We start from the raw sequence: 24,578 nt of genomic DNA, 5'->3' as shown, positions 1-24,578 counted from the left end.
ATGCAACCTTTATTAGAACTTATCGGGATCGATAAATCATTTCCAGGGGTAAAAGCCCTTAATGGGGCGACATTAAATGTCTATCCTGGAAAAGTCATGGCGCTGGTGGGGGAAAATGGGGCTGGCAAATCAACCATGATGAAAGTACTAACCGGTATCTATAGTAAAGATGCAGGTAAAATCCGCTATCTAGGCAAAGAAGTAAAATTTAATGGCCCTAAAAACTCCCAAGAAGCAGGCATTGGTATTATTCACCAAGAGCTAAATCTTATTCCTGAATTAACTATCGCGGAGAATATTTTTCTTGGTCGAGAATTTGTTAATGTATTTGGCAAAATCGACTGGAAAAAGATGTTTGGTGAATCAGACAAACTTCTTCAACGTCTTAATCTTGATTATAACAGCCACCAAACTATTGCTGAGCTCTCTATTGGTGAGCAGCAAATGGTCGAAATAGCTAAGGTTCTGAGTTATCAATCCCAAGTTATCATCATGGATGAGCCAACCGATGCTTTAACTGATACAGAAACAGCTTCTTTATTTAGAGTTATTGAAGACTTAAAAGCGCAAGGCTGTGGCATTGTGTACATTTCTCATCGGCTAAAAGAAATTTTTGAAATTTGCGATGATGTAACTGTTTTTCGTGACGGCCAATTTATAGGTGAAAAACCTGTTAGCGAATTAGAAGAAGAAAAGCTAATTGAAATGATGGTAGGACGAAAACTAGAAGATCAGTATCCGAGAGTTGATGTTCCTACTGGTAGTGTGCGCTTACAGTTGCAAAATATATCCGGTCCCGGAGTCACTAATGCCAGTTTTAGTCTAAAAAGTGGTGAAATTTTAGGGGTTTCAGGGTTGATGGGGGCAGGTCGCACGGAATTGATGAAAATTATTTATGGCGCGGCAGCGAAGAAAACAGGGACTATTACTCTTGAAGGTAAGGAAGTCACATTAAGAACTCCTCAAGATGGCCTAAATAACGGCATTGTCTATATTTCTGAAGACCGCAAACGTGATGGTTTAGTACTTGGCATGTCAGTGAAAGAAAATATGTCATTGACGGCACTACGTTATTTTAGCCGCGTAGGTGGTAGTTTAAAACATAAAGAAGAACAACAAACTGTCAGTGATTTCATTCGATTATTCAATATTAAAACGCCATCAATGGACCAAATTATTGGCAACCTTTCTGGTGGTAATCAGCAAAAAGTGGCAATTGCTCGGGGGTTAATGACGCGACCTAAAGTCCTGATCCTTGATGAACCAACTCGCGGGGTTGATGTTGGAGCCAAAAAAGAAATTTATCAATTAATTAACCAATTTAAGAAAGAAGGACTGAGTATCATTTTAGTTTCTTCAGAAATGCCAGAAGTGATTGGAATGAGTGACCGTATTTTGGTTATGCATGAAGGTCATATCAGTGGGGAGTTTTCCGCCAAAGACGCAACTCAGGAAGCCTTAATGGCTGCTGCAGTGGGTAAACATTATGGCTCAGTTCAGGAGTTATCAGCATGAGTTCAACTACCGCATCATCAAAACGCTGGTTCAGCAAAGCATGGCTGATGGAGCAAAAATCATTAATAGCACTATTAATTTTAATTGCGATCGTATCGACATTAAGCCCTAATTTTTTTACGGTTAATAACTTTTTCAATATCTTACAACAAACCTCTGTGAATGCCATTATGGCTGTTGGAATGACATTGGTCATTTTAACCTCAGGAATTGACCTGTCTGTCGGCTCATTATTAGCATTAACTGGGGCTGTGGCAGCTTCTATGGTGAGTACTGATGTAAATGCTTTAGTCGCTGTTGCTGGTGCATTAGCATTGGGGGCTGCAATTGGCGCATGTACCGGTGTTATTGTCGCAAAAGGTAAAGTTCAAGCTTTTATTGCAACTCTAGTCATGATGTTATTACTACGTGGGGTTACTCGCGTGTACACCGACGGAAGCCCTATTAATACAGGGTTTAGTGATAACGCAGATTTATTTGGTTGGTTTGGTATTGGGCGTCCATTTGGCATTCCGACCCCTGTTTGGTTAATGATCATTGTTTTTGCGGCTGCATGGTACATGTTGCATCACACACGTCTAGGTCGTTATATCTATGCATTAGGGGGGAATGAATCAGCAACTCGCCTATCTGGTATTAACGTCGACCGCATTAAAATTATCGTTTATGCCTTATGTGGCTTGTTAGCTGCATTGGCGAGTGTAATCGAAGTTGCGCGTTTATCATCAGCACAACCAATGGCGGGTAATGGATATGAATTGGATGCCATTGCTGCGGTTGTTCTTGGTGGTACCAGCCTTGCTGGTGGTAAAGGCCGCATTGTCGGAACCTTGATTGGTGCCTTGATCCTTGGTTTTCTAAATAATGGCTTAAACTTATTAGGTATTTCGTCAAACTATCAGATGATTGTAAAAGCTGTCGTCATCTTACTTGCGGTACTTGTTGATAATAAAAAATAACCCTACAGGAAAATTATTATGAAGATGAATAAATTAGCAACACTATTATCTGCGGTTGCACTGAGTGCAACGGTCAGTGTTAATGCGATGGCGAAAGATAGCATTGCATTAGTTATTTCTACACTTAACAATCCATTCTTTGTGACGATGAAAGACAGCGCACAAAAAGAAGCTGATAAACTGGGGTATGAATTGATCGTCTTAGATTCTCAAGATAACCCAGCTAAAGAGTTGGCAAACGTACAAGATCTAACTGTGCGTGGCACAAAACTTATGTTAATCAATCCAACTGATTCAGATGCGGTCGGGAATTCTATTTTAATGGCTAACAAAGCTAACATTCCTGTGATCACATTAGATAGAGCAGCAAATAAAGGTGAAGTTGTCAGCCATGTGGCATCAGATAACCGCATGGGTGGGAAAATGGCGGCTGACTATATCGCAAAAAAAACGGGTAATGAAGCAAAAGTCATTCAATTAGAAGGGATTTCCGGTACTTCAGCAGCGCGTGAGCGTGGTGAAGGTTTTAATACTGGAGCAAAAGAGCATAAATTTAATTTACTGGCGAGTCAACCTGCTGATTTTGATAGAACAAAAGGCTTGAACGTCATGCAAAACTTGTTAACGGCACATCCTACTGTCCAAGCGGTATTTGCTCAGAATGATGAAATGGCTCTAGGTGCTTTAAGAGCTTTACAAACTGCTGGTTATTCTGATGTTCTTGTTGTTGGGTTTGATGGCACTAATGATGGCATCAAAGCAGTAGAAAGCGGTAAATTAGGGGCAACCATAGCACAGCGCCCAGACCAAATCGGTATCGTTGGAGTACAGATAGCGGATAAAGTCTTAAAAGGTGAAAAAGTTGAATCTACGGTTCCAGTTGAATTGGAATTAGTGGTAAAACAATAAAAAATAAAAACCGCCGTTTACTATTATAACGGCGGTTCATTTAGTTTGTGGGTTATTACGTCACAATAAAAAGGAAATAAACGTTATGGCTACAGCAAAGCTAGTGGTTCTCGGTAGTATCAATGCTGATCATATATTAAATGTTAAGCAATTTCCGCAGCCGGGTGAAACGGTGAGGGGTGATCACTATCAAGTTGCATTTGGTGGTAAAGGCGCAAATCAAGCTGTCGCCGCGGGTAGAAGCGGTGCTGACATAACTTTTATTGCTTGTGTTGGTGATGATGGCATTGGTTCTAGTATTAAAAAACAGCTTAGTTTGGATAATATTAAAACTGAGTGTATTGATGCCATTCAAGATGAAACTACTGGTGTGGCATTGATTTATGTGAACCAACAAGGTGAAAACATTATTGGTATCAGTGCAGGCGCAAATGCACAATTGACGACAGAAAGGCTTGCTAGCTATCAACAAAAAATTATCGAAGCTGATGCTGTTTTAATGCAATTAGAGTCACCTCTTGATACGGTACAAATGGCTGCTGAAATTGCCAATAAAAATAATACACAGGTAATTTTAAATCCAGCACCAGCCCAGTCATTGCCAGATTCATTATTAACACTAGTCGATATCATTACACCAAATGAAACCGAAGCTGAGCATCTAACAGGGATTGCTGTTAATGATAATAAAGGAGCACAAGCAGCTGCACAGGTGTTGCACGAAAAAGGGATCAGCAAAGTGATGATAACGTTAGGGTCCCGAGGGGTTTGGTATAGTGAACAAGGCTCACAAGGGAAAATAATTCCTGCATTTAACGTAAAAGCAGTAGATACTATTGCGGCAGGTGATACATTCAATGGGGCTTATGTCACTGCACTATTGGAAGGTAAGGCAGATGAAGACGCAATTATTTTTGCTCATGCTGCCGCAGCAATTGCTGTAACTCGTCCTGGCGCGCAGCCATCGGTACCTTGGCGTAAAGAAATTGAACAATTTTTGACTCAACAGGATTAGCTTGTGGCAACAATGAAAGATGTGGCACGTTTAGCGGGGGTGTCGACATCCACAGTCTCTCACGTGATTAATCAAAATCGCTATGTTAGCGAAAGTATAACTCTGCGCGTCAAAAATGCGATAGAAGAGCTAAACTATGCCCCTTCAGCATTAGCTAGAAGCTTAAAAATGAATCGCACTAATACAATAGGGATGTTACTAACAACAAGTAATAACCCATTTTATGCAGAAGTAGTACGTGGTGTTGAACGTAGTTGCTACGAGCGCGGTTATAGTTTGATCTTATGTAATACTGAAGGTGACCTTCAACGTATGAACCATAGCTTAGAAACGTTATTACAAAAACGTGTTGATGGGCTATTAATTATGTGTACAGAAGTTCAAGGCCCATCGAAGGATGTGTTTACTCGCTACCCTAGCGTTCCGACCGTTATGATGGATTGGTCACCATTTGATTTAGTAGGAGATGTGATTCAAGATAACTCATTTCTTGGGGGGGAAATGAGTTATCTTATTGATTCGGGTTTTACCCGAATAGCCTGTATTGCGGGGCCTCAAGATAAGTCTCCAGCAAGGGCTCGTTATCAAGGTTTTATTCAAGCGATGGAACAGGCTAAAATTGAAGTTAATGAAGATTATATTATTTTCAGTGACTTCGAATTTGCTGGTGGTTTTGAATCAATGAATAAACTGCTTGAGCTATCAACGCCTCCACAAGCTATTTTTGCAGGGAATGATGCCATGGCTGTTGGGGCTTATCAGGCTATATTCCAAAAAGGAATCAAAGTGCCTGATGATATTTCAATCATTGGTTATGATGATATCGACCTTTCACCTTATATGATCCCACCATTGACGACGATCCATCAACCAAAAGATAAACTAGGCAAACAGGCTGTTGACCAACTTATTTATCGTATGGATAACCCTGAAGCAGATGCCAGTGTTTTAGTATTAACACCTGAACTTATTGAGCGTCAATCGGTCAGGAAATGCTAATTTTTAGCCTTTTTTGCTTTATTTTTTATTAAGTTATCCCCATCAGTCTTACTTAATAATAAAAAGACAAAAGCGGATATTAAGGTGATAGCACCGACAGTAATAAAGGTATAATGGAAATTATCGACGGTATTGCTGTTAGGCTGTCCACCATAGAAGTTCAATATTGCTGCGCTCACTGCAATACCGAAACTTATCGATAGCTGTTGAGTCACGGCTAACATACTGTTCCCCGCACTCGCATTATTATCTGTTAGGTCAGCCAAACATATCGTATTCATTGCGGTAAATTGTACAGACATTACCATACCTAAAATGAATAAAGGGACTATTAACAGATAAATCGACATACTTGGTGACTGCAAGGAAAATTGAGCAATCATTAATCCAATAATGATGGTGATAACAAATAATGTATTACGGTACCCATATTTAGTGAGTATTTTTGTAACAGCGGATTTTGCTGTGATTGAACCAATCGCTAATGGTGCCATCATCATACCAGCAACAACAGCTTCATAGCCAAAACCAACTTGTAGCATTAATGGCATTAGAAATGGAATACTGCCAGTACCTAGTCGAGTTGCAACATTCCCACTGATACCAATAGAAAAAGTGCGAGTTTTAAATAAATTTAAAGGAATAATGGCGTGCTTAATTCGTCTTGCATGGAAAATATAAAGAAATAGGAAAAGAAACCCAATTGCAACAAGAGATACTGGTATAGATGTAGGTAGCGATTTATCACCAAAGAAATCGAGGCTGACAGATAGCATTACTAAACCGAATCCAAACAATAAGAAACCGAGGGTATCAAATTTTCGCTTCGGCATTTTAAAATCAGGCATATGTTTTAACGCATAAAAAATACCTAAAACGCCAATAGGAATATTAATAATAAATATCCAATGCCATGTGGCGTAGGTCACTAATATACCACCTAGCAGAGGCCCTAATATTGGCCCAACTAATCCCGGTATTGTGACAAAGTTTAATATTGGCAATAATTCACTACGTGGATAGGCTCTAATTAGCGCTAAACGTGCAACTGGCATCATCATTGCCCCACCAACCCCTTGAATAACCCTTGACGTTACTAAAAAATCTAGGGAGGGTGAAAGTGCACACAATAAAGAACCTAAAGAAAATAATGAAACTGCTAAAATAAAAACACGCCGTGTCCCAAATCTATCAGCAAACCACCCACTTACAGGGATCAATAAGGCAACAGTTAATGTGTAACTGACTACTGCTGATTGCATAGCAAGGGGGGAGTGATGAAGGCTCTTGGCAATATCAGGTAAAGCCGTATTCAAAATAGTGGCATCAAGTGCTTGCATGAAAAAGGCCATGGCCGCAATCCATGGAAGACCAGACATATTTTTGGCTGTCTTGAACATCAGTTACCTATCTAAAAAATTGAATTCCAAAATCGGTGAGTTATCTCGTTAGTTTTATTTCTGAGTATTCGTTAATAAGCTATAGCAAAAATTAAGGGCATCTGCACTTTTGCCTTCAATAATTGCATTCGCGAGCTGTTGATGTGTATCAACTTCAATTACTTCATTATCAGTGATTACATCAAAATAACGCTGATAGATAGAGCGAAACAGATTAGCAAAAGAGATCAAAAAAGGGTTAGCGCAAGCTTTATAGATAGTTAAATGAAAATGGTAGTCAATTTTTATCCATCGTTCTCTATCAAATTCTTTTGCTAGTAATTGCATTTCACTCGCTAAAAGTTGTAAAGATTGTTTTTGTTCTTGTGTTGCATGTAATGCAGCAAGATAACAAGCTTGGGGCTCAATTGCGAGACGAACAACTTTAAAATGTTTAATAACAACGGACTGTTCTTCGCTATTCGACCACCACTTTAAAAGGTCTTGGTCCAAAAAATTCCAATTTGAAGAAGGCATCACACGAGTACCAATTTTAGGGCGGGCTAATACCATTCCTTTTGCCGCGAGTATTTTTATTGCTTCTCTTATTGCTGTTCTGCTTGCTTGGAATTGTTCTGATAAATCTAATTCATTGGGTAAAATGGAGTCAGGTAAATAGGTACTGCTTAAAATTAACTGTCCAAGATTCTCTGCAATAATATAAGAGCGGTTCTTCTGTGAGGCAGTTTGTTGCTTACTTAATTCCATAATTCATCTCAATACGCATTTCTTAGATACTTATATTACGCGAGTAAATGAATAATTGCTGCTGAAATAGTCAATATACAGACCTTATTTAACTTATAAAGCCTGTTTTGGCTAAAAAAAACGCGAACAAAATAAAAAAACAAAAAAACACTTGCTAGATTTTCTGGGCTCCCTATAATGCGCATCCGTTGTCACGATAAACCGGCTCGAAGAAAACCTCGAAGCCTTGTGATAACAGAGGTGAGAAAGAAAAAGTTGAAAATAAACGCTTGACTTTCTAAATAAAAAACGTAATATACGTCACCTCGCGACAACGACCTAAGTTAATAAAAACTGAGTCGAATTTCCAAAAGAAATGTCGCAACGCTCTTTAACAATTTATCAGACAATCTGTGTGGGCACTCACAGGACACTATCAAAAAAATATTTGATTTTAAGTCTTGAAGAGTGACTAACACGTTAATTCATATATATGAACTAATAGGTAATCTGGTTTCTTCGGAAATCAGGCGACAGTAAACATTCTTTGAGCATCAAACACTTTTAATTGAAGAGTTTGATCATGGCTCAGATTGAACGCTGGCGGCAGGCCTAACACATGCAAGTCGAGCGGTAACAGGGGAAGCTTGCTTCCCGCTGACGAGCGGCGGACGGGTGAGTAATGTATGGGGATCTGCCCGATAGAGGGGGATAACCACTGGAAACGGTGGCTAATACCGCATAATCTCTTAGGAGCAAAGCAGGGGAACTTCGGTCCTTGCGCTATCGGATGAACCCATATGGGATTAGCTAGTAGGTGGGGTAATGGCTCACCTAGGCGACGATCCCTAGCTGGTCTGAGAGGATGATCAGCCACACTGGGACTGAGACACGGCCCAGACTCCTACGGGAGGCAGCAGTGGGGAATATTGCACAATGGGCGCAAGCCTGATGCAGCCATGCCGCGTGTATGAAGAAGGCCCTAGGGTTGTAAAGTACTTTCAGTCGGGAGGAAGGCGTTGATGCTAATATCATCAACGATTGACGTTACCGACAGAAGAAGCACCGGCTAACTCCGTGCCAGCAGCCGCGGTAATACGGAGGGTGCAAGCGTTAATCGGAATTACTGGGCGTAAAGCGCACGCAGGCGGTTGATTAAGTTAGATGTGAAATCCCCGGGCTTAACCTGGGAATGGCATCTAAGACTGGTCAGCTAGAGTCTTGTAGAGGGGGGTAGAATTCCATGTGTAGCGGTGAAATGCGTAGAGATGTGGAGGAATACCGGTGGCGAAGGCGGCCCCCTGGACAAAGACTGACGCTCAGGTGCGAAAGCGTGGGGAGCAAACAGGATTAGATACCCTGGTAGTCCACGCTGTAAACGATGTCGATTTGAAGGTTGTTCCCTTGAGGAGTGGCTTTCGGAGCTAACGCGTTAAATCGACCGCCTGGGGAGTACGGCCGCAAGGTTAAAACTCAAATGAATTGACGGGGGCCCGCACAAGCGGTGGAGCATGTGGTTTAATTCGATGCAACGCGAAGAACCTTACCTACTCTTGACATCCAGAGAATTTAGCAGAGATGCTTTAGTGCCTTCGGGAACTCTGAGACAGGTGCTGCATGGCTGTCGTCAGCTCGTGTTGTGAAATGTTGGGTTAAGTCCCGCAACGAGCGCAACCCTTATCCTTTGTTGCCAGCGATTCGGTCGGGAACTCAAAGGAGACTGCCGGTGATAAACCGGAGGAAGGTGGGGATGACGTCAAGTCATCATGGCCCTTACGAGTAGGGCTACACACGTGCTACAATGGCGTATACAAAGAGAAGCGACCTCGCGAGAGCAAGCGGAACTCATAAAGTACGTCGTAGTCCGGATTGGAGTCTGCAACTCGACTCCATGAAGTCGGAATCGCTAGTAATCGTAGATCAGAATGCTACGGTGAATACGTTCCCGGGCCTTGTACACACCGCCCGTCACACCATGGGAGTGGGTTGCAAAAGAAGTAGGTAGCTTAACCTTCGGGAGGGCGCTTACCACTTTGTGATTCATGACTGGGGTGAAGTCGTAACAAGGTAACCGTAGGGGAACCTGCGGTTGGATCACCTCCTTACCATTGAAGTGTTTTTGTGAAGTGCTCACACAGATTGTCTGATGAAATAGAGTAGCAGTATCAATAGGCTTGTAGCTCAGGTGGTTAGAGCGCACCCCTGATAAGGGTGAGGTCGGTGGTTCAAGTCCACTCAGGCCTACCAAAATCGAATTGATGCAGCGTTATAAATCAGCTCGTTTACTCAAAAGTAAACGTCGCCAATTTATGCCTTGCCTAAATCCGATTTGTCATTTTAATGACTGAGATTGATACTGAAATTACCTTTATGGGGCTATAGCTCAGCTGGGAGAGCGCCTGCCTTGCACGCAGGAGGTCAGCGGTTCGATCCCGCTTAGCTCCACCATAAATTTTTCTGATTATTCAGAATAGATTAGTCAAATAGTCTATTGCGAATAATTATGCTCTTTAACAATCTGGAACAAGCTGAAAATTGAAAACAACGCACATTGTTTATCGCTTAAACAATGTGAGAGTCTCTCAAAAATCTCAACTTGAAGTGTTTTTCAAACACACAAACGAGTGGCATGAGCGAGCAGTGTGAAATCCAAGGCGGCTAGCGCACAGCAAGCGCAGCGTACAATAGTACGTGAGCATTGCGAGCACTACCCAACGAAGAAGTTCACCACGCACAGCCATGACGTTAAGTGTCGTCTGATAAGAAGACACCTTCGGGTTGTGAGGTTAAGCGACTAAGCGTACACGGTGGATGCCTAGGCAATCAGAGGCGATGAAGGACGTGCTAATCTGCGATAAGCGTCGGTAAGGTGATATGAACCGTTATACCCGACGATTTCCGAATGGGGAAACCCAGTGCAATTCGTTGCACTATCGTTTGATGAATACATAGTCAAACGAAGCGAACCGGGGGAACTGAAACATCTCAGTACCCCGAGGAAAAGAAATCAACCGAGATTCCCCTAGTAGCGGCGAGCGAACGGGGAGCAGCCCAGAGTCTTAATCAGCATTAGTATCAGGAGAACGGTCTGGAAAGTCCGGCAGTAAAGGGTGATAGCCCCGTATCTGAAGATATTAGTGTTGTGAACTCGACGAGTAGGGCGGGACACGTGTTATCCTGTCTGAATATGGGGGGACCATCCTCCAAGGCTAAATACTCCTGATTGACCGATAGTGAACCAGTACCGTGAGGGAAAGGCGAAAAGAACCCCGGCGAGGGGAGTGAAATAGAACCTGAAACCGTGTACGTACAAGCAGTGGGAGCCTTGATTTATCAGGGTGACTGCGTACCTTTTGTATAATGGGTCAGCGACTTATATTCTGTAGCAAGGTTAACCGTATAGGGGAGCCGTAGGGAAACCGAGTCTTAACTGGGCGAATGAGTTGCAGGGTATAGACCCGAAACCCGGTGATCTAGCCATGGGCAGGTTGAAGGTTGGGTAACACTAACTGGAGGACCGAACCGACTAATGTTGAAAAATTAGCGGATGACTTGTGGCTGGGGGTGAAAGGCCAATCAAACCGGGAGATAGCTGGTTCTCCCCGAAAGCTATTTAGGTAGCGCCTCGTGAACTCATCTTCGGGGGTAGAGCACTGTTTCGACTAGGGGGTCATCCCGACTTACCAACTCGATGCAAACTACGAATACCGAAGAATGTTATCACGGGAGACACACGGCGGGTGCTAACGTTCGTCGTGAAGAGGGAAACAACCCAGACCGCCAGCTAAGGTCCCAAAGTCATAGTTAAGTGGGAAACGAAGTGGGAAGGCTCAGACAGCCAGGATGTTGGCTTAGAAGCAGCCATCATTTAAAGAAAGCGTAATAGCTCACTGGTCGAGTCGGCCTGCGCGGAAGATGTAACGGGGCTAAACTATGCACCGAAGCTGCGGCAGCGATATGTAAATATTGTTGGGTAGGGGAGCGTTCTGTAAGCCTGTGAAGGTGTACTGTGAGGTATGCTGGAGGTATCAGAAGTGCGAATGCTGACATAAGTAACGATAATGCGGGTGAAAAACCCGCACGCCGGAAGACCAAGGGTTCCTGTCCAACGTTAATCGGGGCAGGGTGAGTCGACCCCTAAGGCGAGGCAGAAATGCGTAGTCGATGGGAAACGGGTTAATATTCCCGTACTGGTGATAATTGCGATGGGGGGACGGAGAAGGCTAGGCTGGCCGGGCGACGGTTGTCCCGGTTTAAGGATGTAGGCAGGTGAATTAGGCAAATCCGGTTCACTATATGCTGAGGTCTGATGACGAGTCACTACGGTGGCGAAGTAGCTCATGCCCCGCTTCCAGGAAAAGCCTCTAAGCTCTAGATTATCACTAATCGTACCCCAAACCGACACAGGTGGTCAGGTAGAGAATACTCAGGCGCTTGAGAGAACTCGGGTGAAGGAACTAGGCAAAATGGTGCCGTAACTTCGGGAGAAGGCACGCTGGCGCTAGGTGAAGTGGTTTACCCATGGAGCTGAAGCCAGTCGCAGATACCAGCTGGCTGCAACTGTTTATTAAAAACACAGCACTGTGCAAACACGAAAGTGGACGTATACGGTGTGACGCCTGCCCGGTGCTGGAAGGTTAATTGATGGGGTTATCCGTAAGGAGAAGCTCTTGATCGAAGCCCCAGTAAACGGCGGCCGTAACTATAACGGTCCTAAGGTAGCGAAATTCCTTGTCGGGTAAGTTCCGACCTGCACGAATGGCGTAATGATGGCCAGGCTGTCTCCACCCGAGACTCAGTGAAATTGAACTCGCTGTGAAGATGCAGTGTACCCGCGGCAAGACGGAAAGACCCCGTGAACCTTTACTATAGCTTGACACTGAACATTGAGCCTTGATGTGTAGGATAGGTGGGAGGCTTTGAAGTGTGGACGCCAGTCTGCATGGAGCCAACCTTGAAATACCACCCTTTAATGTTTGATGTTCTAACGTTGCCCCGTTATCCGGGGTGCGGACAGTGTCTGGTGGGTAGTTTGACTGGGGCGGTCTCCTCCCAAAGAGTAACGGAGGAGCACGAAGGTTGGCTAAGCATGGTCGGACATCATGCGGTTAGTGCAAAGGCATAAGCCAGCTTGACTGCGAGAGTGACGGCTCGAGCAGGTACGAAAGTAGGTCTTAGTGATCCGGTGGTTCTGAATGGAAGGGCCATCGCTCAACGGATAAAAGGTACTCCGGGGATAACAGGCTGATACCGCCCAAGAGTTCATATCGACGGCGGTGTTTGGCACCTCGATGTCGGCTCATCACATCCTGGGGCTGAAGTAGGTCCCAAGGGTACGGCTGTTCGCCGTTTAAAGTGGTACGCGAGCTGGGTTTAGAACGTCGTGAGACAGTTCGGTCCCTATCTGCCGTGGGCGTTGGAAGATTGAAAGGGGCTGCTCCTAGTACGAGAGGACCGGAGTGGACGCACCACTGGTGTTCGGGTTGTCATGCCAATGGCATTGCCCGGTAGCTAAGTGCGGAAGAGATAACCGCTGAAAGCATCTAAGCGGGAAACTTGCCTTGAGATGAGTCTTCCCTGACCCTTTAAGGGTCCTAAAGGAACGTTTAAGACTAAGACGTTGATAGGTTGGGTGTGTAAGCATAGCGATATGTTGAGCTAACCAATACTAATGAACCGTGAGGCTTAACCTGACAACACCGAAGGTGTTTTAGAGATTGAGAGATGAGGTTGATTCAATGAGCGTGAGAAGCCGAGAGGCGAGGGACACAGCAGCTTGTTCAAGATTACAGTTCTGGTTTAGTGACGAAATGTACTAAACGGGAACAAACCGAATTTGTCTGGCGGCAATAGCGCGGTGGTCCCACCTGACCCCATGCCGAACTCAGTAGTGAAACGCCGTAGCGCCGATGGTAGTGTGGGGTCTCCCCATGTGAGAGTAGGGAACTGCCAGACATTAAATTAGTGAGAAAGCCACCCATTGGGTGGCTTTTTTGCGTTTGGGGGGTAGGTGATGAGGCGTGGCAGTGTGGAGCGAAGAGTGAGGTGTTCAGTCTCAGGGCGACTCTGATTGTGAGGGCTCTGCCTAGGGTAATGAGGCATTGAGACCACTGCATATTTTATTATCCTGTAGGCTAACTTCTAACTGCTAACTTCTAACTTCTAACTTCTAACTTCTAACTTCTAACTTCTAACTTCTAACTTCTAACTTCTAACTTCTAACTTCTAACTTCTAACTTCTAACTTCTAACTTCTAACTTCTAACTTCTAACTTCTAACTTCTAACTTCTAACTTCTAACTTCTAACTTCTAACTTCTAACTTCTAACTGCTAACTGCTAACTGCTAACTGCTAACTGCTAACTGCTAACTGCTAACTGCTAACTGCTAACTGCTAACTGCTAATGTCTAGCTTTTAAATTAACAGTCTGATTAGCAGAGGACTAGGTTAACCCCTCATTACTACAGAGATATTCTTTTCCTGCCCATCTCGTTTTAACTTATTTATTCCTCAATCTTCAAGCTTTCGGTTGGTCGTGATTTGAGGCGGTGTTAATCCTCCCTCAACGGTGCAATAACATTGTTATGTTGAATAAGTGTGTGGAATTTAAAGTAGTAAGTAACAACTCACTTATCGGGGTGAGTTTAATATGCTGAAAAATAAAATTAAATCAATTACCTACGGGAGGAGCTAAGCTGGGAGTAGAGAAGTTTGGTACTAGTTTATGCGGAAAGTGTAATGATATTGGTGTGGTGAATAGGAGTGTCGTATTTAAAGTAGTGAGTAACAACTCACTGAGTTGGGGGGATCAAATGCAGTGTGAAGCTAGCGTGAGTTTGGCTGTAGAGTAAGGACTGAGCAAGGCATGAGGAAGTTGGGCATCAGTTCACTCTGAATGCACAGTGATATTGATGTGTTGAATGGGCATGTCGGATTTAAAGTAGTAAGTAACAACTCACTTATCGGGGTTAGTTTAATATGCTGAAAAATAAAATTAAATCAATTACCTACGGGAGGAGCTAAGCTGGGAGTAGAGAAGTTTGGTACTAGTTTATGCGGAAAGTATAATGATATTGGTGTGGTGAATAGGTGTGTCGGATCTAAAGTAGTGAGTAACAATTCACATTTCTAATGTAGTAACAGGAATGAGGAAAATTATTTGTCTTTACTGCTGATATGCCGCTAGCTTGCTTTATTGAGAGATAGATTATTTATAATTGATTAAAAATAATAATGACTAAATGAAACTACTTTACTTGTTTTTCCTTCTTTTGCCATAAAATATCTATCGGTTTAATGGTTTTTATGGTGTTAATTAGTTCATTAATAACGTCTGTTTTTTCATCAATAAACTCATAAATATCAATAGATAAAAATAAACTAATCAATTTTACTCATATAGAAAATTAATATTTCTTTAGCCAGTTTATGATGAAAAAAAACTCAATTGTTTATTTTTTTATATAAAAATTGTTAAATTGATGTTTCATTTACTTACATTTATACTATTTTAAAGCAGTTAATATCATTTCAAGTTATCACGTTATAGATGAAGTTTGCTTATAAATGAAATTATCAAAGGAAATAGTTAGCGTTCGGATACGAAAGATAATCGACTAAGCGCGCTGTATTTCTGGTTAACAATGTCTGTGTACCAAAGGTGGATCAGATGAATAAAACAAAAAGTGCGAATCAAAAAATTTTTGATCAGATCCTTTCTGTGAATAAGCAGAAAGAGAATGAATTTAACAATGGCCAAGATGGCGCCACGATCCTTTCCTTACTTGTGATGTTCTTTGTTCCATTTTTACTGCTAAATGTCGTAAGAAATGCTATTGGGATTGATTATAGTTTTGCTTCTGTTATTGGGATGCTGGCAATTAGTGGGATTATTACTATCGCACTGTTTAAGACATTAAAAATTAGCTCTCAATTTGCAGATAAACATATTGTTTTAGACCGATTGCTTTCTCGTTACACACCGAAAAATAAACAAGAATTCCAACAATTACAAGAGGAAAGAAAAACAAAATCTGCCGATTTTTATTCTCTTGTAGAAGATTGGGTTAATGTAGAAAAACAATACTATGCAAGATAGAACCGAATAACGATAATAAAAATATTCTTAAATATTATTAATATCCTTCTTTTCTCTACGCAGAAAGAAGGATTTTTTTTGTCTGACCTAAACCACTCACCTCCTTATGAGGCTGTCTTTTATACATAAGTCCTTCACATTATCTGAGAAATTTTTTTGAACTAAATGCTTAGCTTACGATCAGCTCTTCAACGGATTTAATTGGGGCTCCTGAGATGATGGAAAGTAATAATGAGCGGGCTAAAGAACAACGTGCACATACTAAACTTGGAGAACCAAAAAGACCGGTCAGGTTTGTAATAAATGGCCTCAAACTTGGCTCGGTATCCAAGTAAATCGGTAGTAAAATCGTTTAGCTCACTGGCCAGTATGGAGGGAGATAGGAACGTTAACATACCCGCAGAGAATATTAGTGAAGCCATTTTTAGTGCGACAGTAAAACTGGTCACTGCTATTCCTTTCTTCTCGCGATAGAAGATGCTACCAAGCTACAATCATCGTCCTACTCAAGCAGATTTAGGGTATGTGAACCAAGGTAATCATCATCGAGGTTTGCTTACTCATAGCCTTTTGTTGTTTGCTCCTAAAACACTTAATGTTATCAGGTTAATTGAACAATAAAGATGGTCGAAAGACCTGAGATATCCGTTGTAAGGGTTTAAAATGACCTTACAAAGAAAAAGAAGGTGATAAATGGGAAAGAGCATTATGTAATATCGCTGTTTATCTAGGCACCACGGTAGCTAATGTTATCGTGAAGCTGACGTCTAGAAAAAGAGGTAGATAAGTTTTACTCGAAAGATTGCTGATAGGGTTACACTATTAGCCTGTATCCTTATTGGAGCAATCACTGCGTGGTTTTAGTCTGACAATAACAAACGGCTCGATACACTGAACCGTTTGTTGTGGTAATAAAGTCAGATTTAGTGAGACTTACCTTGTTCAATACCCAAACCAATTTGTGAACGAATAAATTGCTCTTTAAAGCGTTCTCTTTCCATTTTCCCTTGTTCTGAATTGTCAGTAACAGAGAATAACCATGAGGCAACGAATGCAACAATCATGGAGAAGAAAGCAGGATATTCATATGGATAGATTGGTTTTTCATGATGAAGAATGCTGACCCATATAGTTGGACCTAGGATCATTAAGACAACGGCGGTAATCAGCCCTAACCAGCCTCCTGCTAATGCACCGCGAGTCGTGAGTTTGCGCCAGTACATTGATAGTAAAATAATAGGGAAGTTACAGCTTGCAGCGATGGAGAATGCTAAGCCGACCATGAAAGCAATATTTTGTTTTTCAAACAAAATACCAAGGCCAATTGCAACAAAACCTAAGATGACAACCGTAATTTTTGAAACGCGTAATTCATCTTTTTCGTCAGCCTTACCATTTTTCATTGCCATCGCATAAAGGTCATGAGATACCGCAGAAGCGCCTGCGAGTGTCAATCCAGCAACAACCGCAAGGATGGTGGCGAAGGCAACCGCAGAAATAAAGCCAAGGAAGAAATTGCCCCCAACAGCATCAGCAAGGTGAACTGCAGCCATATTAGTTCCGCCAATGAGCGCCCCAGCAGCATCTTTAAATGCAGGATTTGAACTGACAAGCACAATAGCGCCGAAACCAATAATGAAAGTCAGTATATAGAAATAACCGATAAATCCTGTTGCATAGAACACACTCTTACGCGCTTCTTTGGCATCACTTACGGTAAAGAAACGCATAATAATATGAGGAAGACCGGCGGTACCAAACATTAATGCCAAGCCAAGCGATAAGGCGGATATCGGGTCAGATACTAGGCCTCCAGGGCTCATAATAGAAATGCCATTCTTATGGATTTCTACAGCCTCTTTAAATAATGTATTGAAATTAAAGCCTACATGTTTCATGACCATAACCGCCATGAATGTTGCACCAGCAAGTAAGAGAATGGCTTTGATGATTTGTACCCATGTAGTTGCTAGCATCCCACCAAATAATACGTACAACACCATGAGAATACCAACGATAACCACGGCTACATGATAATTTAAGCCAAATAATAATTCGATCAGTTTACCTGCCCCAACCATCTGGGCAATGAGATAGAGTGCTACAACGACAAGTGAGCCAACAGCAGACAAAATACGAATTGGTCTTTGTTTTAATCGGTAAGATGCTACGTCAGCAAAAGTGTAGCGACCTAAATTTCGTAAGCGCTCGGCAATTAAGAATAGAATGATCGGCCAGCCAATTAAAAAGCCAATCGAGTAAATTAAGCCATCATAGCCAGAAGTATAAACAAGAGCGGAGATCCCCAAGAAAGAAGCTGCAGACATAAAGTCCCCTGCAATTGCCATCCCATTTTGGAACCCTGTAATTTTCCCACCGGCAGTATAGTAATCGGAGCGAGAACGTGTTCTTTTTGATGCCCAGTAGGTGATATATAACGTGAAGCCAACAAAAAGTAAGAACATGATAATTGCTTGAATATTGATAGGCTGACGTTCCACATCCCCTGTCAATGCGTCTGCAAACACGATTGATGAGGTAAAAAAGAGAATGAGTGAGAGCAATATTTTCATTTTTCTACCTCTTTTAAGATTTCTGCCGTTAAACGGTCATATTCACCGTTGGCACGAATAACATATAGCCCAGTTAATACAAATGAAATGACGATTAGCCCTACACCGACAGGGATCCCCCTTGTGATGTAAGAGCCTTCAGAGATAGGTGTACCTAACCAGCTTGGATCAAAAGCGATAAGAAAAATAAAACCTACATACAACACGAGCGTTATTATCGATAACAACCATGAAAAGCGACTACGTTTCCTGACCAATTCCTTGAAGCGAGGGTTATCCTCTACCTTTTCGTAAGCAGTAGCATTCATCAGAGTTCTCCTCTGTTATACTCGTCATACTTCAAGTTGCAGTGTCGTTGGCGGTGTTCACTCGTACTAGTCACATATCTATATATGCTCTTAGTGACTCATTCACTTGCCTTCTAGTTGCACCTCAAATTATTTAGAGTAAATCGTCTTATTGGGATGTATGTAAGGCCACCCGGTAAAGGCGGCCCTTTTGGCGTTATGACATACTCATAGACTGTTTTTCTTCGAGTAGTTTTTCGACAACACCTGGATCTGCCAGAGTGGAGGTATCTCCAAAGTTACTGGTATCTCCTGATGCAATTTTTCGTAGGATACGACGCATGATTTTACCGGAACGGGTTTTTGGTAATGAATCCGTCCAGTGAAGAACATCCGGTGTTGCAATTGGACCAATTTCTTTACGAACCCAATTGCGAACTTCTGTGTATAGCTCTGGAGATGGCTCAACCCCTGATATTAATGTGACATAAGCATAAATTGCTTGGCCTTTAATATTGTGAGGAATACCAACTACTGCGGCTTCAGCCACTTTTGGATGTGCAACGAGGGCTGATTCTATCTCTGCGGTACCTAAACGGTGACCTGAGATATTCAATACATCGTCAACACGACCTGTGATCCAATAATAGCCATCTTCATCACGGCGAGCACCATCTCCACTAAAGTACATACCTTTAAAGGTTGAGAAATAAGTTTGCTCGAAACGCTCGTGATCGCCAAATAAAGTACGGGCTTGCCCCGGCCATGAATCGACAATCACTAAATTACCTTCTGTAGCCCCTTCGATAGGCTCACCAAGGTTATCAACTAATGCAGGTCGAACACCAAAGAAAGGTAAAGTTGCGGAACCGGGTTTCAATGTTGTTGCACCGGGAAGTGGTGTGATCATGAAGCCACCAGTTTCTGTCTGCCACCATGTATCAACCACAGGGCAGCGGCTATTACCAATTTTTTTGTAGAACCATTCCCATGCTTCAGGATTAATGGGTTCCCCCACAGAGCCTAAGATGCGCAGAGAACTACGATCAGTGCCTTCAATGGCTTTATCACCTTCAGCCATTAACGCACGGATTGCAGTTGGTGCAGTGTAGAGGATATTGACTTGGTGTTTATCAACAACCTGACTCATTCTGTTTACTGATGGATAGTTAGGCACACCTTCAAACATTAAGGTTTTTGCCCCATTGGATAATGGCCCATATAACAAGTAACTATGGCCGGTAACCCAACCCACATCAGCAGTACACCAATAGACTTCACCTGGGTGATAGTCGAAAGTGTATTTAAACGTGAGCGTTGCATAAACTAAATAGCCCCCAGTGGTATGGAGGACACCTTTAGGTTTACCTGTAGAACCAGAGGTATACAGAATGAATAGGGGGTCTTCAGCACTGATTTCTTCAGGAGGACAGTCTGTACTGACACCTTTAACCACGTCATGCCACCATAAGTCACGTCCTTCAACCCAACTCGGTGGATTACCAGTACGCTGATAGACGATCACATTGGATACGGTGGTTACATGTGGGTTGGCTAGTGCATCATCCACATTTTTTTTCAGGGGGATTGCACGGCCTGCGCGTAGGCCTTCATCAGCAGTGATGATAAGCTTGGCTTTACAGTCAATGACACGACCAGAGACTGCCTCAGGAGAGAAACCCGCAAAAATGACTGTATGGATGGCACCAATACGAGCACAAGCTAGCATGGCTACAGCGGCTTCTACAACCATTGGCATATAGATAGCAACGACATCGCCTTTGCGGATACCTTGTTGCTTTAACACATTTGCAAACTGACAAACATCTTGATGCAATTCACGGTAAGTGACATTTTTTGACGATGATGGGTCATCGCCTTCCCAAATAATAGCTACTTGGTCGCCTTTTTCAGCCAGATGACGATCCAAACAGTTTGCACTTAAATTTAAAGTGCCATCTTCAAACCAACGGATATCGATATGTCCGGGGTCAAAAGACGTGTTCTTGACACGGGTGTACGGTTTAATCCAATCAACGATTTTTCCTTTTTCGCCCCAAAATCCTTCAGGGTCTTGAATCGAGCGTTGGTACTCATCGTTATACTGTTGTTCGTTTATCAGGGCATTTTTTGCAATTTCAGCAGGAACGGGATGTTTAGTTATTTGAGTCATATTATTATCTCCTTGCAGATGTTAATACTATGTCAAAAAATGGTTAACTAAAGCACGAAATATAAATTTGTTTTTCTTTTGCGCGGAAGATCACGTATTAATTGTAATGGGATTTGCAGAATTATCATTTGATGCTAAATATTAAATCAGTGTATTAACCTTAAAATATAGCAAATGTTAGAATTAAAGAAAAATAAAAGGCGGTGATATTGGTATTAGTTACTGTATAAGGGAGTTCTTGTAGCGAATGAGAAAACCCACATTTTTTTTATGGATTTGATAATGATTTTCATTAACAGTAAAATAACTATAATAGATAGTAATTCACAAGGTGCGAAGTTAAGCAAGTGCATACCCTATGAGCCTTGTGGTGAAAAATGAGAAACATAGCGGTATTTACGTCACTGGAGACAATAATATGAGTTATACATTACCTGCTTTACCTTATGCTTATGATGCGTTGGAACCACATTTTGACAAACAGACCATGGAAATCCACCACACTAAGCACCATCAAACCTATGTGACTAACACAAATACAGCGTTAGAAAAACTGCCAGAATTAGCAGGTTTGGACATCGATGTTCTGATTCAAAAATTAGATCAAATTCCAGCTGATCAGCGCACTTTTGTACGCAACAACGCTGGTGGTCACTCAAACCATAGTCTGTTCTGGAAAGGTTTGAAATTAGGTACTGAATTAAAAGGCGAACTGAAAGCGGCTATTGAACGCGATTTCGGTAGCGTTGATGCATTTAAAGAAGTATTTGAAAAAGCTGCTGCAACTCGTTTTGGTTCAGGTTGGGCATGGTTGGTTCTGAAAGATGACGGTAAATTAGCTGTTGTTTCTACAGCTAACCAAGATAGCCCATTGATGGGTGAAGCTATCTCAGGTACTTCAGGCTACCCTATCATTGGTTTAGATGTATGGGAACACGCTTATTACTTGAAATTCCAAAACCGCCGTCCTGATTATATTAAAGCGTTCTGGTCCGTTGTTAACTGGGACGAAGCTGCCGCACGTTTTGCAGCAAAAGCTAAATAATTAATTTTTTTATTAAATAGCGAGTGGGCGTAGCATCATAGGTGCTACGCCTTTTTATTTTCCGGTGTATTGGATTGTTATCTGTCTTGGCATTCTTTATGATGAGTCTCTATCGCTATTCAAATGGAGAATATCGTCAATGTCATGTTTACCCCAAGTTTTTATCGGTAAAGTCCAAGAGACTCAATCTTGTGGTCAAAGTGCGATCCATAAACAGGCTGCGGATGGTTTGCTGGCTTTAGGGCAATTAGGGCTAGAAGGGGATGAACAGGCAGAAAAACGTTTCCATGGTGGGCCAGATAGAGCCCTATGTCATTATCCACGTGAGCATTATCATTATTGGTTGAACGCTTACCCTGAGCTTGAGGATTTATTTGTTGCCTCTGCATTTGGGGAAAATATATCAACACAGGGTATGACCGAAGAAAACGTATTTATCGGGGATATTTTTGCATGGGGTAATGCGCGGATACAGGTCACGCAGCCTCGCTCTCCATGTTATAAGCTTAATGGGCTTACGGGGATCGAAAACTTTGCACAGTTGATGCAAGAGCGTGGTTGCTGTGGGTGGCTTTATCGGGTGATAAAAACAGGAAATGTCAGCGAAAACGAACCATTAACGCTATTAAGCCGTAATAGTGACGTTTCAGTACAAGAAGCGATTATGATTGCTTTTCATGCCCCCTATGATGAACAACTCTATCAGCGGTTGCTAAGTGCAGCAGGGTTATCCGCAAGCTGGAGTTTAACCATGCAAAATCGCTTAGAACACCACCAGATTGAAGAATTTAGCCACCGCTTGTTTGGAAAACGGGGCTAGGTTGCCGTATCTCAAAGTTAGACATGCCTAATTTTTAATTAGGCGTTTTTCTTTTTTTGGCGTTCCGTTAACTTTTTACTTTATTGTTTACTCAATTCACTACGTTTACTTTGTAGTTCGTTTTGTAATTGCGCTAATTCTGATTCAATTATAGGTATTGCCCTTTTTAAATGAGCTAGCTCTAATTTATAGATTGAAGGCATTTCATTATCGCTCAAGATACGCTGATTATTTGAGGTACTACCACGGATTAGCTTGTCATAATCGTTTTGTAATTTCTCTGTAAGCTGTGTTAATTGTGATTTTAACTGAGTTAATGCTTTAAATTTATTTGGGTTATGTTGATAACTTGAACTGAGTATATTATTTCTCGACTTTTCTATATCACTTTTTAATTTCGATAGGTTAGCCATTAGCCCTGAATATTCTTTATCATTTGGTCTCCAATACGGTTCTTTATATAAGTCATTAATAAATATATCAACTTTAGCTTTTATATTCTGGGTGTTTTCCTTAAGTTCAATAACTCTTTTTTGCTTTATCGTTTTATTTTTGGTCATTAGTTCAATGATATTGAGCGTATTGGCTCTTTGTGGCGCATTGCGTCTGAGCTCATGAATAGAGGCATCAGATAATTTATTAAATGCCATTGTGTATGCCTTATGGATACAGAGAGACTTGTTTTCAATAACGTTAGAGTGCTGAAGTGTTAAGGTTTTATTTAGTCTACTAACAGACTCTTGGATATTATAGTAATTGTTAACGGTAAGTTTTTCAGATGAATTGGAGATGTTCTTTAGGAGTTTTTTTATATCAGAATGGCTGATTTTTCCTTTTTTATCCGCTTGGTTAACAGCAGTTTCAAAAAAACACTCAAGTGATGAAGTTGATGGAGTCTGTGGTAATTCTGTACGCATGATATTCTCATTTTAACGGTAGAGGATAATTTTCATGTTTACATAAAATTATTAAAAAAGGCTTTCATTAATACCCCAAAATTATCTGTTTTTTATAATAGGGTCTTTGTTGGCTCGTACGATAAAGCTGAATATAGGTGTGAAAGAATAAATATCGAAGAGGACATTTTTTGAATTTTGAGTAAGATAACGATTTCAAACCTCCAAACACAAAGGTTGGTAAAAACGTATGCTGCAATATGATTTAAATGATCTCTATTACTATGTGAAAGTCGTTGAGCATGGTGGTTTTTCCCAAGCGGGTTTAGCTCTTGGGGTTCCTAAATCTAAGTTAAGCCGACGTATTGCAGATTTAGAGAAAAAGCTAAATGTTTCTTTAATTTATCGTTCAACTCGCCAATTTCATGTCACAGATGTAGGGCAGGTTTTTTATCAGCAATGTAAAAATGTGGTGGATGAAGCCGAAATTGCTCACGAATTGATTTGTTCTGTTCAGTCTCACCCGAAAGGTACGATAAAACTGTCTTGTCCTGTTGCATTGTTGCAAGTGTATCTTAATGAATTACTTGTTGATTTTATGGCGCAATACCCAGATATCGATATTCAGATATTGGCAGTTAATCGCCCTGTTGATGTGATCAGTGAAGGGCTGGATTTGGCAATTAGGGTGCGTTCTTTACCTCTTGATGACTCCGGTCTAATGATGAAAGTGCTGGGGTATTCTCGCAGGATATTGGTTGCAAGTCCGCAGTTATTTGTAGAACGAGGGGCACTCATTGAGCCTGAAAAGCTGGTGGATTACCCGATGTTAGCGAATACAGAGCACTCGCAAAACTATACGTTAACACTGAAAAATAGCGATGACCTGAGTTTTACACAGCATTTCACCCCTAAATTAGCCACAACTGATGTGTTAACGTTATACCGCGCGGCACTTAAAGGGATTGGCATTGCAAGGTTGCCTTATGGCGTGGTGGAAAAGGAAATTGCCTCAGGGGACTTGGTGGAGGTATTACCTGAATGGCGTTTCCCTGAAGATATTATTCATGCGGTTTATCCATCTCGCAAAGGGTTGTTACCATCAGTACAATTATTATTGAATTATTTAGCAGATAACATTTCACCGTCAGTAAAATAACCCC

15 protein-coding genes, 2 tRNA genes, 3 rRNA genes and 1 pseudogene are annotated in these 24,578 nt (G+C 41.7%); 15 read left to right on the top strand and 6 right to left on the bottom strand.

All coding sequences use genetic code 11. The annotated features are described in order from the left end of the window. The 5 genes from rbsA to rbsR all read left to right on the top strand — a co-directional run bounded on the left by rbsA (window position 1) and on the right by rbsR (window position 5,397). Window positions 1-1,515, top strand: a complete 1,515-nt coding sequence (gene rbsA, locus M1F14_RS03035; protein WP_048605630.1) for a ribose ABC transporter ATP-binding protein RbsA — start codon at window positions 1-3, stop codon at window positions 1,513-1,515. Continuing rightward, the gene (rbsC, locus tag M1F14_RS03030; RefSeq protein WP_042846815.1) at window positions 1,512-2,474 is read left to right on the top strand and encodes a ribose ABC transporter permease; all 963 of its coding nucleotides are present in this window, start codon (window positions 1,512-1,514) and stop codon (window positions 2,472-2,474) included. The genes rbsA and rbsC overlap by 4 nt, the downstream gene beginning before the upstream one ends. An 18-nt stretch (window positions 2,475-2,492) precedes the next feature. Beyond that, entirely contained in the window at window positions 2,493-3,383 is an 891-nt protein-coding gene (gene rbsB, locus M1F14_RS03025; protein WP_042846816.1) for a ribose ABC transporter substrate-binding protein RbsB, read from the top strand. 85 nt (window positions 3,384-3,468) lie between these two features. Then, a complete protein-coding gene (gene rbsK, locus M1F14_RS03020; protein ID WP_042846817.1) occupies window positions 3,469-4,398 on the top strand; it encodes a ribokinase in 930 nt (309 codons plus the stop codon). Window positions 4,399-4,401: 3 nt separating this feature from the next. Continuing rightward, window positions 4,402-5,397, top strand: a complete 996-nt coding sequence (gene rbsR / locus M1F14_RS03015) for a ribose operon transcriptional repressor RbsR (protein WP_181468914.1) — start codon at window positions 4,402-4,404, stop codon at window positions 5,395-5,397. On the opposite strand, the gene mdtD is transcribed toward rbsR, so the two are convergent. Further along, a complete protein-coding gene (gene mdtD / locus M1F14_RS03010; protein ID WP_042846818.1) occupies window positions 5,394-6,797 on the bottom strand; it encodes a multidrug transporter subunit MdtD in 1,404 nt (467 codons plus the stop codon). The two genes, rbsR and mdtD, sit on opposite strands and share 4 nt — an antisense overlap. A gap of 54 nt (window positions 6,798-6,851) precedes the next feature. Continuing rightward, complete coding sequence (locus M1F14_RS03005) at window positions 6,852-7,544, bottom strand: FadR/GntR family transcriptional regulator (protein WP_042846819.1); 693 nt, start codon at window positions 7,542-7,544, stop codon at window positions 6,852-6,854. 544 nt (window positions 7,545-8,088) lie between these two features. On the opposite strand from M1F14_RS03005, the gene M1F14_RS03000 reads away from it, so the two are divergent. From M1F14_RS03000 to M1F14_RS02970, 7 genes and pseudogenes are all read left to right on the top strand, one after another. Continuing rightward, window positions 8,089-9,628, top strand: a 16S ribosomal RNA gene (locus tag M1F14_RS03000). Window positions 9,629-9,693: 65 nt separating this feature from the next. Next, window positions 9,694-9,770: transfer RNA gene (locus M1F14_RS02995), tRNA-Ile, on the top strand. 125 nt (window positions 9,771-9,895) lie between these two features. Further along, a tRNA-Ala gene (locus M1F14_RS02990) sits at window positions 9,896-9,971 on the top strand. 336 nt (window positions 9,972-10,307) lie between these two features. Further along, window positions 10,308-13,216, top strand: a 23S ribosomal RNA gene (locus M1F14_RS02985). Between the two features lie 146 nt (window positions 13,217-13,362). Then, window positions 13,363-13,478, top strand: a 5S ribosomal RNA gene (gene rrf, locus M1F14_RS02980). Together the 16S, 23S and 5S rRNA genes with 2 tRNA genes alongside form the textbook arrangement of a ribosomal RNA operon. A gap of 1,714 nt (window positions 13,479-15,192) precedes the next feature. Then, the gene (locus M1F14_RS02975) at window positions 15,193-15,621 is read left to right on the top strand and encodes a hypothetical protein (RefSeq protein WP_042848646.1); all 429 of its coding nucleotides are present in this window, start codon (window positions 15,193-15,195) and stop codon (window positions 15,619-15,621) included. 215 nt (window positions 15,622-15,836) lie between these two features. Then, window positions 15,837-16,375, top strand: a pseudogene (locus M1F14_RS02970) (IS4 family transposase); the annotation flags it as partial. Between the two features lie 169 nt (window positions 16,376-16,544). Here M1F14_RS02970 and actP read toward each other — a convergent pair. From actP to acs, 3 genes are all read right to left on the bottom strand, one after another. After that, complete coding sequence (gene actP, locus M1F14_RS02965) at window positions 16,545-18,194, bottom strand: cation/acetate symporter ActP (RefSeq protein ID WP_048605606.1); 1,650 nt, start codon at window positions 18,192-18,194, stop codon at window positions 16,545-16,547. After that, entirely contained in the window at window positions 18,191-18,502 is a 312-nt protein-coding gene (locus M1F14_RS02960) for a DUF485 domain-containing protein (RefSeq protein ID WP_004906633.1), read from the bottom strand. Before M1F14_RS02960 ends, actP begins: the two co-directional genes overlap by 4 nt. A gap of 196 nt (window positions 18,503-18,698) precedes the next feature. Continuing rightward, a complete protein-coding gene (gene acs, locus M1F14_RS02955; protein WP_042848644.1) occupies window positions 18,699-20,654 on the bottom strand; it encodes an acetate--CoA ligase in 1,956 nt (651 codons plus the stop codon). A gap of 418 nt (window positions 20,655-21,072) precedes the next feature. On the opposite strand from acs, the gene sodA reads away from it, so the two are divergent. Together sodA and yiiM are read left to right on the top strand one after the other, a co-directional pair. Beyond that, complete coding sequence (gene sodA, locus M1F14_RS02950) at window positions 21,073-21,699, top strand: superoxide dismutase [Mn] (protein WP_048605623.1); 627 nt, start codon at window positions 21,073-21,075, stop codon at window positions 21,697-21,699. A gap of 139 nt (window positions 21,700-21,838) precedes the next feature. Next, window positions 21,839-22,519, top strand: coding sequence for a 6-hydroxyaminopurine reductase (gene yiiM, locus M1F14_RS02945; protein ID WP_042848643.1), 681 nt, complete (start codon window positions 21,839-21,841; stop codon window positions 22,517-22,519). An 80-nt stretch (window positions 22,520-22,599) separates the two neighbouring features. Here the strand turns inward: yiiM and M1F14_RS02940 are convergent, their stop codons facing one another. After that, complete coding sequence (locus M1F14_RS02940) at window positions 22,600-23,436, bottom strand: hypothetical protein (protein ID WP_048605603.1); 837 nt, start codon at window positions 23,434-23,436, stop codon at window positions 22,600-22,602. Between the two features lie 232 nt (window positions 23,437-23,668). On the opposite strand from M1F14_RS02940, the gene M1F14_RS02935 reads away from it, so the two are divergent. Further along, window positions 23,669-24,574, top strand: a complete 906-nt coding sequence (locus M1F14_RS02935) for a LysR substrate-binding domain-containing protein (RefSeq protein ID WP_042848667.1) — start codon at window positions 23,669-23,671, stop codon at window positions 24,572-24,574. Window positions 24,575-24,578: the final 4 nt, after the last annotated feature.

Source organism: Providencia sp. PROV003 (assembly GCF_045040775.1).
GTDB lineage: Bacteria > Pseudomonadota > Gammaproteobacteria > Enterobacterales > Enterobacteriaceae > Providencia > Providencia huashanensis.
The sequence above is the reverse complement of the archived record's forward strand: the minus strand, read 5'-3'. Positions and strand labels throughout refer to the sequence as shown.

Bases quoted from the DNA above. Each gene is read 5' to 3' on its own strand.
- rbsA (WP_048605630.1), top strand. From the start codon at position 1: ATGCAACCTTTATTAGAACTTATCGGGATCGATAAATCATTTCCAGGG.
- rbsC (WP_042846815.1), top strand. From the start codon at position 1,512: ATGAGTTCAACTACCGCATCATCAAAACGCTGGTTCAGCAAAGCATGG.
- rbsB (WP_042846816.1), top strand. From the start codon at position 2,493: ATGAAGATGAATAAATTAGCAACACTATTATCTGCGGTTGCACTGAGT.
- rbsK (WP_042846817.1), top strand. From the start codon at position 3,469: ATGGCTACAGCAAAGCTAGTGGTTCTCGGTAGTATCAATGCTGATCAT.
- mdtD (WP_042846818.1), bottom strand. From the start codon at position 6,797: ATGTTCAAGACAGCCAAAAATATGTCTGGTCTTCCATGGATTGCGGCC.
- M1F14_RS03005 (WP_042846819.1), bottom strand. From the start codon at position 7,544: ATGGAATTAAGTAAGCAACAAACTGCCTCACAGAAGAACCGCTCTTAT.
- M1F14_RS02975 (WP_042848646.1), top strand. From the start codon at position 15,193: ATGAATAAAACAAAAAGTGCGAATCAAAAAATTTTTGATCAGATCCTT.
- actP (WP_048605606.1), bottom strand. From the start codon at position 18,194: ATGAAAATATTGCTCTCACTCATTCTCTTTTTTACCTCATCAATCGTG.
- M1F14_RS02960 (WP_004906633.1), bottom strand. From the start codon at position 18,502: ATGAATGCTACTGCTTACGAAAAGGTAGAGGATAACCCTCGCTTCAAG.
- acs (WP_042848644.1), bottom strand. From the start codon at position 20,654: ATGACTCAAATAACTAAACATCCCGTTCCTGCTGAAATTGCAAAAAAT.
- sodA (WP_048605623.1), top strand. From the start codon at position 21,073: ATGAGTTATACATTACCTGCTTTACCTTATGCTTATGATGCGTTGGAA.
- yiiM (WP_042848643.1), top strand. From the start codon at position 21,839: ATGTCATGTTTACCCCAAGTTTTTATCGGTAAAGTCCAAGAGACTCAA.
- M1F14_RS02940 (WP_048605603.1), bottom strand. From the start codon at position 23,436: ATGCGTACAGAATTACCACAGACTCCATCAACTTCATCACTTGAGTGT.